The organism is Brevibacterium sp. S22 (assembly GCF_004745485.1).
Classification (GTDB): Bacteria; Actinomycetota; Actinomycetes; order Actinomycetales; family Brevibacteriaceae; genus Brevibacterium.
In genome coordinates, this window is sequence record NZ_RHFG01000005.1 from 62,637 (window position 1) to 79,043 (window position 16,407).

At 65.1% G+C, this 16,407-nt stretch carries 15 protein-coding genes and 2 tRNA genes; 5 read left to right on the forward strand and 12 right to left on the reverse strand.

Annotation, left to right across the window (positions count from 1 at the left end):
• Genes EB835_RS06900 through EB835_RS06915 form a run of 4 tightly spaced genes read right to left on the reverse strand, consistent with a single transcriptional unit; the run spans nt 1 to nt 4,620 of the window.
• Nucleotides 1-1,716 (reverse strand): 5-oxoprolinase subunit B/C family protein, encoded by a 1,716-nt coding sequence (locus EB835_RS06900; RefSeq protein WP_135808736.1) that lies wholly within the window; start codon nt 1,714-1,716, stop codon nt 1-3.
• Nucleotides 1,713-2,531, reverse strand: a complete 819-nt coding sequence (locus EB835_RS06905; RefSeq protein ID WP_168216652.1) for a putative hydro-lyase — start codon at nt 2,529-2,531, stop codon at nt 1,713-1,715. The genes EB835_RS06900 and EB835_RS06905 overlap by 4 nt, the downstream gene beginning before the upstream one ends.
• Nucleotides 2,528-3,319: a LamB/YcsF family protein gene (locus EB835_RS06910; protein WP_240688600.1), complete on the reverse strand. Its 792-nt coding sequence runs from the start codon at nt 3,317-3,319 to the stop codon at nt 2,528-2,530. Before EB835_RS06910 ends, EB835_RS06905 begins: the two co-directional genes overlap by 4 nt.
• Nucleotides 3,316-4,620 (reverse strand): NRAMP family divalent metal transporter, encoded by a 1,305-nt coding sequence (locus tag EB835_RS06915; RefSeq protein WP_135808737.1) that lies wholly within the window; start codon nt 4,618-4,620, stop codon nt 3,316-3,318. The genes EB835_RS06910 and EB835_RS06915 overlap by 4 nt, the downstream gene beginning before the upstream one ends.
• A 206-nt stretch (nt 4,621-4,826) precedes the next feature.
• Between EB835_RS06915 and EB835_RS06920 the strand changes: the two genes are divergently transcribed.
• A complete protein-coding gene (locus EB835_RS06920; protein WP_135808738.1) occupies nt 4,827-5,465 on the forward strand; it encodes a GntR family transcriptional regulator in 639 nt (212 codons plus the stop codon).
• Nucleotides 5,466-5,533: 68 nt separating this feature from the next.
• On the opposite strand, the gene EB835_RS06925 is transcribed toward EB835_RS06920, so the two are convergent.
• From EB835_RS06925 to EB835_RS06950, 6 genes are all read right to left on the reverse strand, one after another.
• A tRNA-Lys gene (locus EB835_RS06925) sits at nt 5,534-5,606 on the reverse strand.
• Between the two features lie 195 nt (nt 5,607-5,801).
• Nucleotides 5,802-6,122 (reverse strand): GroES family chaperonin, encoded by a 321-nt coding sequence (locus EB835_RS06930; RefSeq protein ID WP_135808739.1) that lies wholly within the window; start codon nt 6,120-6,122, stop codon nt 5,802-5,804.
• Nucleotides 6,115-6,399: a DUF3618 domain-containing protein gene (locus EB835_RS06935; RefSeq protein ID WP_135808740.1), complete on the reverse strand. Its 285-nt coding sequence runs from the start codon at nt 6,397-6,399 to the stop codon at nt 6,115-6,117. Before EB835_RS06935 ends, EB835_RS06930 begins: the two co-directional genes overlap by 8 nt.
• A gap of 96 nt (nt 6,400-6,495) precedes the next feature.
• Entirely contained in the window at nt 6,496-7,218 is a 723-nt protein-coding gene (locus EB835_RS06940; RefSeq protein WP_135808741.1) for an ASCH domain-containing protein, read from the reverse strand.
• Nucleotides 7,219-7,224: 6 nt separating this feature from the next.
• Complete coding sequence (locus EB835_RS06945) at nt 7,225-8,877, reverse strand: hypothetical protein (protein WP_135808742.1); 1,653 nt, start codon at nt 8,875-8,877, stop codon at nt 7,225-7,227.
• Nucleotides 8,878-9,067: 190 nt separating this feature from the next.
• Nucleotides 9,068-10,753, reverse strand: coding sequence for a hypothetical protein (locus EB835_RS06950; protein WP_135808743.1), 1,686 nt, complete (start codon nt 10,751-10,753; stop codon nt 9,068-9,070).
• A gap of 226 nt (nt 10,754-10,979) precedes the next feature.
• Here EB835_RS06950 and EB835_RS06955 point away from each other — a divergent pair.
• The 3 genes from EB835_RS06955 (at nt 10,980) to EB835_RS06965 (ending at nt 13,001) form a co-directional block, all read left to right on the forward strand.
• A tRNA-His gene (locus EB835_RS06955) sits at nt 10,980-11,052 on the forward strand.
• Between the two features lie 124 nt (nt 11,053-11,176).
• On the forward strand, nt 11,177-12,022 hold the full coding sequence (locus tag EB835_RS06960; protein ID WP_135808744.1) for a ribokinase: 846 nt from the start codon (nt 11,177-11,179) through the stop codon (nt 12,020-12,022).
• Between the two features lie 55 nt (nt 12,023-12,077).
• Entirely contained in the window at nt 12,078-13,001 is a 924-nt protein-coding gene (locus tag EB835_RS06965; RefSeq protein ID WP_135808745.1) for a dihydrodipicolinate synthase family protein, read from the forward strand.
• Between the two features lie 28 nt (nt 13,002-13,029).
• Here the strand turns inward: EB835_RS06965 and EB835_RS06970 are convergent, their stop codons facing one another.
• Nucleotides 13,030-13,848: a siderophore-interacting protein gene (locus EB835_RS06970; protein WP_135808746.1), complete on the reverse strand. Its 819-nt coding sequence runs from the start codon at nt 13,846-13,848 to the stop codon at nt 13,030-13,032.
• A 116-nt stretch (nt 13,849-13,964) separates the two neighbouring features.
• Entirely contained in the window at nt 13,965-15,296 is a 1,332-nt protein-coding gene (locus EB835_RS06975; RefSeq protein WP_135808747.1) for a glutaminase, read from the reverse strand.
• 266 nt (nt 15,297-15,562) lie between these two features.
• Between EB835_RS06975 and EB835_RS06980 the strand changes: the two genes are divergently transcribed.
• Nucleotides 15,563-16,378 (forward strand): hypothetical protein, encoded by an 816-nt coding sequence (locus EB835_RS06980; RefSeq protein ID WP_135808748.1) that lies wholly within the window; start codon nt 15,563-15,565, stop codon nt 16,376-16,378.
• The last annotated feature ends 29 nt before the right edge of the window (nt 16,379-16,407 follow it).

Below are 16,407 nucleotides of genomic sequence, written 5' to 3' on the forward strand. Positions count from 1 at the left end.
TCAGCCTTCGTTCTCGTTGGTGCGGGGTCCTGCGGCGGTGCGGGATGCCTCGGTCGGATGGGCGTTCGGCGTTGGTTCGGCAGAGGTGGTGAAGCGCAGCTTCAGGCCGGGAGGCAGCTGCGCGGCGAGGTCGACATCATTGACGCTGGCGATGATCGGATAGCCGCCGGTGAGCGGATGGTCGGGCCCGAAGAGCACCGGCTGACCGTTCGGCGGAACCTGCAGGGCACCGGTGACCGCGCCTTCGCTGGGCAGCTCTCCGATTCGGGCACGTTCGAGTGGAACCTCACTGTCCAGGCGCAGTCCGACCCGGTCGGATTCGTGGGTGACCGTCCACTCCTGTGACAGCAGAGTCTTGATCCCGGCTTCGGTGAACCAGTCCTCACGCGGTCCCAGCGTCACGCTCAGGGTCACGGTCTCACCCGCCTGCGGCAGGTCCCTTGGCTGCGTGGGATTGGGATCGACGAGGTGGGGCGCCGTCCGCGGATCGTGCACTTCCACCGTGGTGCCTTTGTCGACAGCGGCCGGACCGAGCCCGGCCAGGGTGTCGGCGGAGCTGCTGTCGAGAGCCGTCTCGACAGCGATTCCACCGCGCACGGCGAGGTAGCGGCGGACTCCGCGCTCGGTTGGTCCGAGCTCGAGTTCGTCCCCGTCGGCCAGGGCAAAGGCCTCGCCGAGGCGGGGCGTGAGCACCGTGCCATCGGCAGCGGTCACGGTGATCGCTCCGGTGGCCCCGGTGACAGCGGCGACGCCGTCACCCGTGGAGCGCAGGAGCACTGCGCCCCCGAAGCTCTCCAGGCCGGCAGCAGACTCGGCATTGCCGACGAGACGGTTGGCAGTCGTCAAGGCGGTGCGATCGGCGGCACCGGCGGCGGAGACTCCCATCGAAGCGAAACCGGGGCGACCGAGATCCTGGATGAGCAGCTGCAGCCCGGGACGCAGCACCTCGAGGGAGTGGGAAGCCGCGGCGAAGTCGGAGGTGGCAGCTGCGGACTCTGCAGCATCCGTCGCACCTGACGAACCCTGCGAACCTGGGGCACCCGACCCCACACTCGAGCTCGCGACCTCCACCGTCTGGCGCCCCGCCTCGGCGAATTTCACGATCGTGCCGGGGACGAACAAGGCCGGCGGTTCCCGTTCGAGGTCCCACAGCTTTGCATCGGTGCGGCCGATGAGCTGCCAGCCGCCGGGGGAGGAACGAGGGTAGACGCCGGTGAACTCGCCGGCCAGAGCCACCGATCCCACGGGCACGCGGGTGCGCGGGGAGGAACGGCGGGGCACGTTGAACAGCTCATCGTCACCGGCGAGGTAGCCGAAGCCGGGAGCGAATCCGGCGAACGCGACCTGCCAGGTGGCGGCTTGGTGGCGGTTGACCACTTCGGTGGGGGAGACGGAGAGGAGGTCGGCCACCTCGGCGAGGTCGTCCCCGTCGTAGTGGACATCGATCGTCACCTTACGGGCCGCATCCGAGGCCGACTCGGTGTGCCCGAGCCCGCGCACTGCCTCGGCGAGGATCTCGGCGTTCGTGCGTGCGGGATCAAAACTGATCAGCACTGTTCGGGCGGCGGGGATGAGTTCGGTGACGCCGGGCAGATCGGCGGCTTCAAGACTGTGGTGCAGGGCCATCGTCGTGCCCAGGTCCGCGCATTCGACGAGGAGGTGGCGCGTGGAGGCGGTGTGGAAGGTCAGGGAGTCGGCCGGAGGTGTCGAGGTCATTGGCGGTAGGTGTCTTCCGGTTCGTCAGTGATGAACATCTTCCCAGGTGAGTGGGTGATCGCGAAGGGGATTCCCGACGCCTGGATGGCTGCCTGTGGAGTGACTCCGCAGGCCCAGAAGACGGGAATGTCGCCGTCTTCGATGACCGGAGCATCACCGAAATCCGGGGCGCCGAGGTCATCGATGCCGATCTGGGAGGGTTCGCCGATGTGGACGGGGGCGCCGTGGACGGCGGGGAAGCGGTCGGTGATGCGCACTGCCTCGGCGACCTGGGAGGCCGGGATCGGGCGCATGGACACGACCATGTCTCCGCTGATCCGGCCGGCGGGACGGCAGGCCGTCGACGTGCGGTACATCGGCACGTTGCGACCGGCCTCCTGGTGGCGGATCGGGATGCCCGCTTCGGTCAGGCCGTTCTCGAAGGTGAATGAGCAGCCGATGAGGAAGGACACGAGGTCCGGATGCTGCTCCCACACTTCGGTGGCGTCGGTGACCTCGCCGGTCAGGGCGCCGTTCTCCCAGATCCGGTAGCCGGGGATATCGGTGCGGATATCGCTGTCGGGGGCCAATGCGGATGCCAGCTGCCCGGGTTCGAGGACGTCGACGACCGGGCACGGCTTCGGGTTGCGCTGGGTGAAGAGGAGGACGTCGAAGGCCCAGTCCGCGGGGACGGAGATGAGGTTCGCCTGGACGAGTCCCGGTGCCATCCCCGAGGTGGGACCGTCGAATCCTGCCCGGATGCGTGCGCGGGCTTCCGCACCCGCAGCCCGCATCGTGTCCATGGCAGATGTGCTGGTGGGCGTGGCAGCGCTCATCGTCCGGCTCCGGCGAAGGCGGAGATCGTGACGCCTTCGGACTCGAGGAGATCCCGGGCCGCCCGGGCCATGTCGATGGATCCCTGGCTGTCGCCGTGGAAGCAGATGGACTGCGCGTCGACGTCGACGAGGGTTCCGTCAACGGCTTCGACCTGACCGGTCTGGACGAGGCGGAGGACGCGCGCGGCCACGGCTTCGGGATCGTGGAGGACAGCGTTCGGCTCCGACCGGGAGACCAGGGAGCCATCGGGGTTGTAGGACCGATCGGCGAAGGCCTCGGCGGCAACGGTCAGTCCCGCCTCGGCGGCGACGCGGTTGGCCACACTGCCCGCGAGTCCGAGGAAGACCAACGAGTCGTCGATGGCTGTGATCGCGTCGACGACGACCTTCGCCTGCGCCTCATCATGGACGATCGCGTTGTAGAGACCGCCGTGGGGTTTGACGTAGGAGACGGTTCCGCCGACGGCAGTGGTCAGGCCGATGAGCGCGCCGATCTGGTATTCGACCTGGGCCTGCAGGGTGGCAGCGGGAACGTCGAGGGCGCGGCGGCCGAAGCCCTCGTAGTCGTCGTATCCGGGATGGGCCCCGATGACGACTCCGCCCTTCGTCGCGGCCCCGACGGTGGCGCGGATGCCTTCCGGATTGCCCGCATGGAACCCGCAGGAGACGTTGGCGCTGGTGACGAGGCCGAGCATGGCGGCATCGTCGCTGACGATGCGGTCGGGAACGTTCTCCCCGAGGTCAGAGTTGAGGTCGATTCTCAGTTCGCTGTTGACAGACAATGTCACCCTCCGATTCCGATCATGGCGAAGATGGGGCCGATGGACTGTGTGGCCGTGTACCACGTGACCAGTGTTGCCGCGGTGCCGATGATGAGCAACCACTTCGGGTACGAATCAGTGCGCAGCAGCCGGGGCCTGAACCAGCCGATGTACATGAAGATCGTCAGACCGATCGGCAGGATGAGGCCGTTGAAGCCGCCGACGAAGACGAGCAGAGTGGCCGGGGCGGTGCCGAGGACGAGGTAGACGACGAGCGAGACGACGATGAAGGACACGGTCGCCAGCTGCAGCGGCCAACCGCCTTCGAGACGCTTGGAGAACGCCGAGAGGAACGTCGCCGAGGTATAGGCGGCGCCGATGACCGAGCTCAGTGCCGCGGCCCAGAAGATCGCTCCGAAGATGCGCATTCCCGCATCGCCGAGGACTGCGGCGAAGGCCTGACCGGCGGGGTTGGCCACGCTCGAGTCGAGGTCGAGTGCGACGCCGGAGGCGACGACGCCGAGGATGGCGAGGAAGAGGACGTAGCGCATGATTCCGGTGACGAGGATCCCCGACAGAGCCGAGCGCATGACAGAACTGGCGTTCTCCGGTCCGGTCTTGCCCGAGTCGAGGTAGCGGTGGGCGCCGGAATAGGTGATGTAGCCGCCGACCGTGCCTCCGACGATCGTGGTCACCGTGGCGAAGTTGATGGTGTCGGGCACGAATGACTGTTTGATCGCCTCACCGACCGGAGGGTTCGAGACGATGGCGACGATGCAGGTGAGGATGATCATTCCGACACCGAGGACGAGGACGACGGTGTCGACGACCTTACCGGCGCGTTTGAACAGGAAGATGCCGACTGCCAGGACGCCGGTGAGCAGTCCGCCGAGCTTCGGGTCGATGCCCAACAGCGCATTGAGGCCGAGGCCGCCGCCGGCGATATTGCCGATGTTGAAGGCCAGTCCGCCGACGACGATGAGGACGGACAGGAGGATGCCCGAACCCGGCACGGCTGAGGAGGCCAGCTGTGCTGCGCGTTTGCCCGAGGAGGTCACCATCCGCCAGATATTGAGCTGGATGGCGATGTCGATGAGGATCGACGCGAAGATCGCGAAGGCGAAGGCCGCACCCATCTGAGCCGTGAAGGTGGCTGTCTGGGTGATGAAGCCCGGACCGATCGCCGAGGTGGCCATGAGGAAGATGGCGCCGATGATCGCGCTGCGGCTGATCTTGGATCCGATTTCGCTCTTGGCATTGTCAAGGCGCGGGGCGGCCCCATCCGTAGAAGAGGATTCCGGCGGTTGGGATTCCGGTGCGTGTGACATAGGAGTCTCCGACTGTCTGGTGGTCAGTTGTTCCTTCGTGTGCGCCGATGGGGTGAGGACAGCGATGACTGTGTCCTGGCACACGTGAAATGGTAAACAATCTAGCACTCATTGTTCAACAAACATAGACGGGGGTCACACTTTTCGTCGTCTCTTTGTCAACGGATGGACGGGAGTTCGGGGTGCTGTTTCAGTAGAATGGAGAGGTGAATCACGATTCGTCCCTGGTCAACAGGCTCACTGACCGCCTCATCGCTGGAGAGCTGCGCCCCGGTGAGCGGCTGTCCGAAACCGCGCTGGCGAAGGAATTCGATGTTTCGCGCAATACTCTGCGTGAGGCGTTCCGGGTCCTCGGGGAGCAGGGCCTGGTCACGCATATCCCGCACCGAGGCGTCTCAGTGGCGTCACCGAGCACCGCCGATGTCGTCGACATCTACCGGGTGCGCCATCATGTCGAGTGCTCGGTGCTCGAGCACGCTCCGCGCAATCATCCGAACGCCGTGAGGATGGAGGCGGCCGTCGAAGCGGCGGAGAGGTTCGCTGCCGAGGAGAACTGGCTGGAAGTCGGTACGGCGAATATGGCGTTCCATAATGCCGTGGTCTCGTTGTCGGACAGCAGGCGGCTGATGCAGTCGTTTTCGAATGTGCTCGCTGAGCTGCGGCTGGCATTCCTCAAGGTCGAGGTCCTCGACTTCCTCCACGCGCCGTTCATCTCTCGCAATAAGGAAGTCATCGAGGTCTACCGGACAGAGGGCTCAGCGGCTGCGGCGAAGATCCTCGGCGCGTATCTCGGGGATTCCGAGCGTCAGGTGCTCGGTGCCTACGCCCGCGCCGGTCAGGACTGATTCGCCTTTCGCCGGAGACCGAAAGAACCGCCTCCGACCGAAGTCGAAAGGCGGTTCTCTCTGCGCTGTGCGCCCCCCGGGACTCGAACCCGGAACCCACTGATTAAGAGTCAGTTGCTCTACCAATTGAGCTAGAGGCGCCTGCCGCGCTTGTTGCGCAACGAGAATTAATATTACTCAGGTGTCTGTCGATCATGCAAACCGAGATCGAGCCGTATCAGATTTTGTGATGAAGGTCGCAAGCCCCTGGTCAGAGGCCTCGCTGCAACGACCGGTGCCACCCGGAACCCACTGATTCCGAGTCTCCCGGAACGGTGGTTCGTCCGGGCGAAGTCGCTACAGATACATGCCTGAACTCGACTGTTCGGCCGGTTCGGAGATGGCATGGACGTCGCGCTCACGCAGGAGCACATATGCCCGTCCCTCGAGCTCCACCTCGGCGAGTTCCTCGGGATCGTAGAGGACGGTGTCGCCGAGGTTGGCCTGCCGCACGTGCGGACCCGCGGCGACGACCTTGCCCCACACAAGACGTCTGCCCATGCTGGCGGTGGCGGGAATGACGATGCCCGCCGAGGACTTGCGTTCCCCGGCCTCCTCGCTGGGTTCGAGCAGGATCCGGTCATGGAGCATCCGGATCGGAAGTGCGGCATCAGCCACGCTTGCGACCGGAGAGTCCGACGACGAGGGCGGCCACACCGAGGACGGCACCGGCGCCGAGTGCGATGATCTCGGGCTTGGGGGAGCCGTCTTCCTCGACGACCTCGGACTTCGCCTTGTTGACGGCACGGGTCGCCAGCACCTTCGGGTGGATGCGGCCGACGAGTTCGTCGATGTTCTCGGCAATGCGCTCTTCGCGCAGTCGGATCGACTCCGCGAGCTGTGTGGTCGTCGCCTGGTCGACGGTCACATCTGAGGTGTAGACGTTGTCAGTCATCGGGTCGAGTCCTCCCGGTCGAGAATGCTTTTCTGCGTCTGTGACCTTGTGTCACAGTGCTTCGCTGTCCAGCTTAGCGGCTGGGCACTGCGAGTGTCAGATATCGGCCGCGGTTCGACGGAATCTTACGATCTCGACGTTCGCGTCCGCGGGCATGGTCGGGTAGCGGGAGCGGAGATTGCCGATATACCGGTCGAGCCCACCCGGGCGGACGAGTTCGAGATCCTCGGGGCTGACTTCGTCGAGTCGTTTCACCATCACCGAGGTGACTTCCACGGGGAGGGCGCCATCCTCGGTGTCCTCGAAGTACGCCAGAGTCTGGCCCGCGCGGTGCGATTCGTTCCATCGCACGGTGAGCGTCTTCGTCCCGTCCGCAACCGCATCGAAGTAGCGGGCATGGAACCTCAGCAGTCGTGTCGGTGCTGATTCCGGATGCCGATAGGAAGAGGGGAGCAGCTCGGTGATCGGGGCGATCGACCGCTCGCCTGTGGTGTCATCCGGAAGTGCGACGAGCACATCGGGATGGAGGTCGAGGATGACCTGACGGCAGCGTCCGCACGGAGCCAGCAGGCCGCGGTTCTGGTCGCCGACCGCGGCGATGGTGACCAGGGGACCGGCCTTCGCGGCTGCGGCGGCACCGATCACCACGAGTTCCGCGCACGGTCCGCCGGTGAAATGATCGACGTTGACGCCGGTGTGGATGGCCTCTGTGGTGTCCATCGCGGCTGCGGCGACGGTGTGATTCTCATCGGTTCCGAGCCCGCGTACGAGGTGCTCGGCAGCGGCGATCACGCGCAGTTCGGAGTCGAAGAGGTCCATATGGACTCAGTCCTGTTTTCCGCGGCGTCCCATGAGGTAGATGATAAACCCGACCGCGGCCATACCGGAGGCGGCGAGGACGAAGATGGGCCACGAGCTGACGATCGTGGAGATGATGGATTCGCCGAATGAGGTCGCCGGATTCTGGTTGGCACGCGGGGACGGCTGATCGCCACCCGTGATGAGATCCGTATCGTCTTTGGGCGTCTGTTCGTCGGGGTTGCGGGGCACCGGGTCCGAATAGTCGGGGTGTTCGCTGTCGTCGTCATCTCCAGGCAGCCACTCGTCACCCGCGTTGCCGGGGATGGTTTCGCGTTCATCGGGAGTGCCGTTGCCGTTCGCCGGGTCCGGCGTGGTGCCGTCGGCGTCGGAGGCGCCGACCGACGACCCGGAGCCGTCTGTGTCCGCATCCTTCTCTTCGTCCTCGTCGGAACCAGAGTCGGAGCCTGAGGTGTCTGAATCGCTGCTGCGTGAGCCGTCGGAATCGCTGTCGCGTGAGCCGTCGGAGGCTGAACCGGTGTCGGTGTCGGATTCCTTGCCGTCGGAGTCCTTGTCGCCCGACGTATTCGCACGGTCCTTCGCCCCCGAATCCGAGGAGGTTCCACCATCGGTCGAGCTGGCGCTGTCGTCAGAGGTGTCGCTGTCCGAAGTCGATCCGTCCTCGTCGGCCCCGCGGTCGTCGGCAGAGCCGTTGTCGGAGGTGATCCCGTCCCTGCTGGCGGTCTTGTCGCCGCGCGTGTTGCTTTCGGAGCCGTCAGCCGTAGACGACTCATCGTCGGATGAGGAAGAGCCGTTGTCGGCCGTTCCGTTGTCGGCGCCGGTTTCTGAGTCGTCTGAAGTGGAACCGTCTTTATCAGCGGATGCTTCGGCCCCTTCATCGTGTTCCTTGTACTGCTCACCGCTGGCAGTGATCTTCTTGCCGTCGGCTTTGAACTTCCAGTCCGGTTTGGGGCCGTTGGTCCCGAATCCCTTGAATTCCATGGCCTCGTCTTCGCCCGCGGCTCTGATCGTTCCGTCGGGGCCGAACTCGAATCGTGTGGGTGCGTCGGCTTGCGTGGTCGCATCAGACACGGATTGACCACTGTCGTCAGTGTCCGATTCGCTGCTGGCCGAGTCTCCGGTGCCGTCGGACGACGCGCTCTGGGCTGGAACTCGGACCATTCCTTGATCGGTCGGTCCGTCGAACTTCACACCGACCCAGCTCTTGGGCAGGCTTCCGGGTTCGCCATTGTTCGGCTTGACTGAGAGATGTTGGGTCTCGGAGTCCCATGTCGCTTCGAGCTCACCGTCAATCTCACAAGGCTGATCTATGCGGAGAAGAGACGATCCTTGGTCCGAATCCGCACAGGCTCCGTCTTCATCCGGATCAGAATCGGAGTCGTCGTCCTTACCGTCGACCTCGGTCACGCCGTTGTCGGCGGAGTTCGAATCAGCCTCGGTGCCGTCCTCGCTGTCTGCCGTCGGATCAGCGCCGTCGCCTGAAGTGGAATCAGCCCCGGCAGACGTCTCGGCGTCGGCGTTCGAACCGGCTTCGGCCGTGGGAGGGGGACTCGGCTGGGCGAGTGCAGGAGTGAGCGTTGCCGAGATGGGAAGTGCCGCCAGGGCAAGCGCAGCGCCGATTGCGGCGGCTCTGCGGCTGAACCGGTGTGAGACTGGCACTACGTTCCTTCGCGGTGGGGATTCCGACTTCAATGGGTCAAGGGGACATGACGTTCAGACACATCGGTCCCCATCTTAATGTCTCGACCAGATGTGTTAAAGCCGCGGGCGTGTTCCGCCGTGGCGTGGGACCCATGAACGGTCGGCGGTCGGCGGCCGACATTCCGCTGCGGGAGACCCCTGCACAGGGCTAACGGTCCTGCTTGTCGGACCTCTTCGGATACGCCCGAACGGTCGAGTCGTCACCGAGCACGAGTGCCTCATTGCCGTCGTCGACGATCGCCAGCAGATCGGTTTCGGTCTTGAACGCCTGTTTGCCGGCGAGCAGACACGAAGTGTTCGTGTCCATCGTGCAGGGGACGATGGTTCCGCGCGGCTCGGAGAGGTGGATATCGCGACTGGAGACGTCCATGAGCAGCAGACCCGACTCCAGATCGAAGAGATACGGGCCGATATAGGCACGTTCTCCACCCTGTCCGCGCACCCAGGACTTCTCACCGACGATGTCGGTCGTCGTCACGGTCGACAGGATCGAACCGTCTTCGAGCGAATGGACGACGAGCTGGATCCTGTGGCCCGAGTTCGTCGACGCGCCTTGCTCGCCCCACAGCGTTATCGCCTTGCCATGGCCGGCCGAGATCCAGTCGATGATCTTCAGTTCGTCGCCGGGTGCCTCGAGTTTGATGCTGCGCTCGTCGCCGGTCTTGATGTTCTTCGCCTTGACCGGACCGTTCCAGTCCGAACTGAAGAGCTCATCGTCATCGATGGCCATCGGTGTCGAGCCGGCCTGCGGGGTGGGCACGTTCTCCAGTCCCTCGGCGCCGAAGGTCGAGAGCTTGTTGCCCGTCTTGACGAGCACGCTCTTGCCGGCCGAGGTGATGCGCGCCTTCTCCGGAAGCTGATAGGTCTTGGGCTTCGAATCTCCGTCGAAGAGCGCCTCGGCGGTGTCGCCAGACTGCCACAGCAGGGCCGGACGACCATCGATGACGGTGTCGACGGCGAAGGTCGGGGACTCACTGATCTTGGCCTTGTACCGAGACTTGCCGGTGTCCGAGTCGAGGACCTCGAGGCGGTTGTCGTTGACGAGGAGGACGCCGCGATCCGAGGCCGTCACCGAGGCGTGCTTGGGCACTTCGGCTTCCCATGCGGGGGAGTTGTCGTAGCTGGGCACAACGTCTTTGGTCTTGTCGACGGAGAGTTCGGATGCGGGGTTGATCTGCTGTTCCGAACCGATCGTCTGCGGGGTATCGGGGGAGTCGATGGGAACGATGTTGGGAACAACGAATGCGCCGACCATGAGGATCGCCAGACCGATGAGCACAAGCCCTGGAATGGTGATCTTCTTCAGTCGCTGCGGGCGGTTGCGAGCCGACCGTTTCCGCACCGGCGTCTTCTTCACCGCCGGCGCGGCTGGCGCGGCCGGTCCTGAGAATGGGGTGCCCATCGGGTAGCTGTCGCCGTTCGAGTTCGAGGGATCATCCAGCGTGGCCGAGCCGTCCTGCTCATTCGTAGGCTGCCCGTTCGAATCCTGCTCGACCTGCCCGGCAGATCCGGTCTCCTCATTCGAAGCGTGACCCGCATGACCGGCCGCCTCATCCGAACCATTCGCAGCCGCAGCGGTGGCCGAATCGTCCGCGGCCGCCTCGGCGCCGGCGTCCTGTGTGGGAACGGCTCCGACCCTGCCGTCCTCGTCGATGCCGATCTCGGTCTTCTTCGTGCCGTCGTCGATCGTCACAGTCAGGGGAGTCGCGGTCTCCTTGGCGTAGTCGCCGAGGTAAGAGATGGCCTGCCCGGTGTCCGAATAGCGACTCGTCGCCCCGTTGAGGGTGGTGTAGGTGAACCCGTCATCGGAGACGGAGATCAACGCACGAGGCATGTACAGGGTTCCTTGACAGTTATCGAGGACAGGGCCGAGTCAATACTAATGAATGTCGCGGGGCGCTCCTACCAGTTTTCCGAAACCGTTATAGATCGCTACTGAATCGTTGCATGTATTGAGATCTGCGTCTCATCGGGTCCGAGATGCGGTTCTGGTTTGCCCGGGTGAACCGGGTGAGGTTAGGATATATCATGCTGTCTGCGCCTGAGGCGCAGCGCATGTGGTGGGTATAGCTCAGCTGGTAGAGCGCCGCGTTGTGGTCGCGGATGTCGCGGGTTCAAGTCCCGTTACTCACCCCGATCGGGAGGCCCCGTGATCCGCTGGAAACAGCCGGATCACGGGGCCTCTCTCATTCCCGCAGTCTTCCCCTCCTCGGAGGGTTATCGCCCTCGGCCCACCCAGATCGTCGATAATGGGGCCATGACCATTGATTGTTCCCTGGCGGTCGTCGGCAGCATCAACGCCGACATCACTGCCACCGCCGGCCGACTGCCGGGCCCCGGCGAGACCGTGGGAGGTGGCCGGCTCAGCCGTTCGCCCGGCGGAAAGGGCGCGAATCAGGCTTCCGCTGCCGCCCGCCTCGGTGCGCGCACCCGCATGATCGGTGCGGTCGGTCGCGACTCCGACGGCCAGGCGATGTGCGATGCCCTCCGCGCCGCCGGGGTCCACATCGATGATGTCGCCGAGGCGACCGCCGAGACCGGGACCGCGCTCATCATGGTCGACGCGGCGGGGGAGAATCAGATCGCCGTGTGCGAAGGTGCGAATGCCGAGGTCAGCCTCGCCGGAATCGAGTTCGGCGCCGACGAGGTCGTGCTCACTCAGCTCGAGATCTCCCTCGGCCTCATTGCCGAGCTTGCCGACCGCGTGCCCGGGTTCCTCGCCGTCAACGCGGCTCCCGCCCTTCCTCTGCCCGCCGAGGTGGTCGACCGCGCCGATCTCATCATCGTCAACGAATACGAATACTCCCAGCTGCCGCAGCTGAAGACCGCGAAGCTCGTGGCCGTCACGTATGGGGCCAAGGGGTCGGCGCTGCTGGGCAACGGTGAGCAGATCGCCTTCGCCGAGGCGGTGCGAACGAAGCCCGTGAGCACCGTCGGTGCCGGAGACGCCTACTGCGCGGCCCTGACCATCGGCCTGACCAGCGGACTCGAGCCGGAACACGCACTGCGCGCGGCCAACGCCGTCGGTGCGGCGGCCGTGGAGGTCGTCTCGGCCCAACCGGAGTTCGATCCGTTGGAGACCTATCTGTCGGCTCCGGACTGACCTGGCAGACTGAACACCGGCGGACCCATCCGCCGCCACCATCCGAGGAGGAACATTGACGAACGCCCCCGCGTACGACCCGACCCTGTTCACCGGGCTGAGTGCCTTCCCGCTCACCCCGCTGAACGGTGAATCCCTCGACGAGGATGCCTTCGTCGGACTCATCGAACGCCTCGTCCTCGCCGGCGTCGACTCGATCACAGCGCTGGGATCGACTGGTTCCTACGCCTACCTCAACACCGACGAGCGTGCACGGGTGGCGCAGCTGACGGTCGAATCCGCCCTCGACATCCCCGTCCTCATCGGAGTCGGGGCGCTGCGGACACGAGACGTGCTGGCCAACGTCGCCTCCGCCGAGGCCGCCGGTGCACAGGGACTGCTGCTGGCACCTGTCAGCTATCAGCCGCTGACCGAGAACGAGGTGTTCGAACTCTTCCGCGCGGTCACCGAATCCACCGACCTGCCCGTCGTCGTCTACGACAATCCCGGCACCACACACTTCACGTTCACCACTGAGCTCTACTCACGCCTGGCGGCACTCGACGGAGTGGCCTCGATCAAGATCCCCGGGGCCCCGGCCTCACCCGCCGGATGGGACGAGCGCATCGGTGAGATCCGAGCAGCCATCGGCAGCGAGGTGACGATCGGCATCTCCGGCGACGTTCATGGCGCAGAGGGCCTCATCGCCGGCTGCGATGCCTGGTACACAGCCGTCGGCGGCACCATTGCCGAACCGCTGCTCGAGATCACGCGGGCCGCGGAACTCGGCAATGCGCAGCTGGCCCGCGAACTGACTGCCGAGCTGCAGCCGTTGTGGGATCTGTTCACCGAGTTCGGCGGGAGCCTGCGCGTGAGTGCTGCGATCGCCGAACATCTCGGGCTCGTCGGGCCGGCATGCCTGCCCCTGCCGGTCCGTGACCTCGATGAGGCGGCGAAGCGCAGGGTCGCCGAGGTGGCCGACAGCCTCGACCTCGCCTGACCTGCGTCGCCGCAGCTGACTCTCCGGCTCAGTCGATCTGGCCGATGGGTTCGCGCTTCTCGGCCTGGAACTGGTCCTCGGCGCGGCCGCGGGCCCAGTAGGCGGAGATCGACAGCGACTCCCGCGGCACTTCGCGGTCCTTGAGGATCTTGCGGACCGCCTTGATCGTCTCGCGCTCGCCGTGGGCGAAGACCTGCGGAGTGCCCTCGAGCCAGTTGAGATCGCGGACCGCGGCGATGAGTTCGTCGTCCGAGTCCACCCATTTCATCTCAATGCCTGCAGGCACCTCGGGCAGAACGCGGTCGGCGGTATCGACATTGGCCAGGACGACTCCGCGCGCGCCCTCGGGCATCGCCTCGAGGGCCGAGCTCACAGCCGGGATCGCAGAGAGGTCGGCGATGAGCAGATGCCAGTCGGATTCGGCGGCTGGGGCGTACTTGCCGCCGGCGCCGGAGAGGACGAGAGTGTCTCCGGGCTTCGCGTTCTTCGCCCAGGGGCCGGCGATCCCATCCGCGCCGTGGATGACGAAGTCGATGGTCAGCCACTTCTCCTCCAGGTCGATCTCGCGCACCGTGTAGGTGCGGCGGCTCGGCAGCTTCTCGGGAGACTGCTCACGCAGCTCGGTCAGGTCATAGGGCGGAACGAGTTCGTGTGCCGGGTCGGCGAAGAGGAGTTTGACGTACTTGTCGGTCGCATCATTCGAGTTGATGTTGTCGAACGAATCATCACCGCCGAGGCGGATCCGCACCAGATCAGGGCTGATCTCAGTCGTTTCGAGGACGGTGAGGACCGCCTGTCGCAGGGCGGGTCGTGCGGTGCGCTCGGGGGTGTTGGGTGCGGTCGTCACAGGCGGCCTTTCTCAGACGGGGTGCCCCTGGGAGCTCGTAGTCGGCTGAGCCGCCTCGGCGCAGGGGTGGGTAAGGCTCACCTTATCAAACTCCCGTCGGAGCCCGACGACCCCCGTCAGCTGGAGCGGTCGGCCATCTCTCGGCGACGATCGTCACGGATGCGTTTGAGTCCCTTGACCGATCTGAGCGAATCGAGGATCTGCACGCCCGGCAGCGCGGAGTTCGGTCCCTTGCACGCCATCATGTCCTCGGGATCGAGCAGCACCACGCGGATTCCGTCGTCCTCCATCCGCGACAGCGCTTCGGTGAGCATGCTCCGGGCCACGGAATTGATCTCGTTGACTCGACGCAGGTCGAGGACGAAGGTGTTCGTGCTGGAGCCGGGGTCGTCCATGGCGCGCAGGACGTTCTCCGAACCGCTCCACTGGATGAGTCCCTGCAGGCTGCAGATGCGGACCATCTTGCCTTGCGCGTCGACGAAGCGACGGTCGCGGCGGATGATCGAACGGGCCGGTTCCGGGGCATCCATGATGTGCAGGCTCAACCGGTTGGACAGGTCCTGGAAGATCTTCGCTCCGCGCACGCTCGTGCCATGTCTGTCCAGACGCGGAGAGAACGTGGCGATGCCGACCTGACCGGGCATGACACCGAAGACACCGCCGGAGACGCCGCTCTTGGCGGGGATCCCGATCTCTGTCATCCAGTCGCCTGCCGCGTCGTACATGCCGCACGTCATCATGACTGCGAGCACCTGCCGATTGACCCTGGGGGAGAGCACCTGTTCACCGGTCAGCGGGTTGATGCCGCCGCCGGCCAGCGTCGAGGCCATGATGGCGAGGTCCTTGACGGTGACGGTGACCGCGCACTGTTCGATATAGCCGCGGACGACCTCGTCGGGGTCGTCGAAGAAGATGTCGTAGGACCGGAGCATGTTCGCAATGGCGACATTGCGGTAGGCCTCACGCCACTCGCCGTCGGCCACCGATTCGTCGATCGTCAGCTCTCGACCGGCGAAGCGGGAGAGACCGGAGCGCACGATCTCCGTGCGTTCGGCCAGTCCGGCACCGGGATCGCCGAGGACGGAGTGGATCGTCATGGCCCCGGCGTTGATCATCGGGTTGAGCGGGCGGCCCGACTTCTTGTCCAGGGAGAGCTCGTTGAACTTCTCACCGCTGGGTTCGACGCCGACCTTCTCGAAGACTCCGGCCAGGCCCTCCTGTTCGAGGGCGAGGCCGTAGATGAAGGGCTTCGACATCGACTGGATCGAGAACTCATGATCGGCATCACCGGACGTGTATTCGACTCCGTCGAGGGTGGAGATGCAGATCGCGAGCTTCTCCGGATCCGCTGAGGCGAGATCCGGGATGTAGTCCGCATTCTCCCCGGACCGATCCGGTCGGAAACGGTCGAGCGTCTCATCGAGGAAATCCGGGATGGGCGATCGCATGGCACCTCCTTGAAGTCGGGATCCGGTCGGCACAGCGCGGCTTGACGCAGACTGCCATTCTCACACACTCTCCCGTCGCTCGCCGATCTGCGGTGACGCGGCCGACAGATCGGCCGATTCGGTTCCCACATGTTCCAGGTCTGGCACCGCGTGTGCGGCTCCTGTGACGCGACCCGACCATAGTGTGAACTCATGACCCGCTCCAAGCGCTCCTGCTCATCGGCATCGCGTTCACCGCTGTCGCTGTCGTCGTCACCGTCGTGATCGTGGCCGCGCTGATGCTGCGGTACACACCTTCCGACCATGAGACCAAGAGCCTGTCCGAGCATGCGCTGACCCCGCAGGAAACCGTCACCGAGGTGGCCCCGCACAGGGACGGCACCGTGCAGGTCCGCCAAAGGCTGATCTTCGAAACCCCACCCGAAGACGGAAAACCGGTGGGTCTGTGGATCAGCGGGAGAGGAGTGGGCAAAGATCCCCGGACCGATCGCCGACTGGTGATGATGCCGAAACTGTCTTCGCTGAGTGCGGTCGAATTGAGCACAGCCGACGACTCGATTCGGACCTCACCGAAGACACTCGGAGAGTTGGACATCGTCGTCGAAGAGTCAGCGAAGAAGGGCTTCGACCATCCGGAGGTGCATTTCATGTTCACCCCGAAGGATTCCGACGGAGAAGCCGCGCAGTGGAGCAGAGGCCGGCATGTCGTCGAACTCGAATACGTCCTCGACGAGGTGTTCATGACCGTGGCCGGCGAAGAGTTCTTCGCCTTGCCCATCCCGACGATCGGCAATGGTCAGCACACGCTGAAGACACACACTGTGGACATCGACACCGACGGGCCGGTGTACTGTCCGGCCCTGCGCGCCGAGTACTCGGACCCGCAGGGAAGCATCGATTCGACCCCCGCCGAGGAATCCCCGACTACGAGGTCACCGGGGCTGCTGTGCCGGCAGAAGACGGGAGAAGGATGGGCAGTGCCGGGTGAGGAGCTGCTGCACGACTACGCCGTCATCGACGCCGTGCGGATCATGATCGATGCTGACCCGGAATCGGTGCCTGCATCAGACATCGATCCCTGAGTCTGCGTTGCCCGCGCGGCCGCATCGCC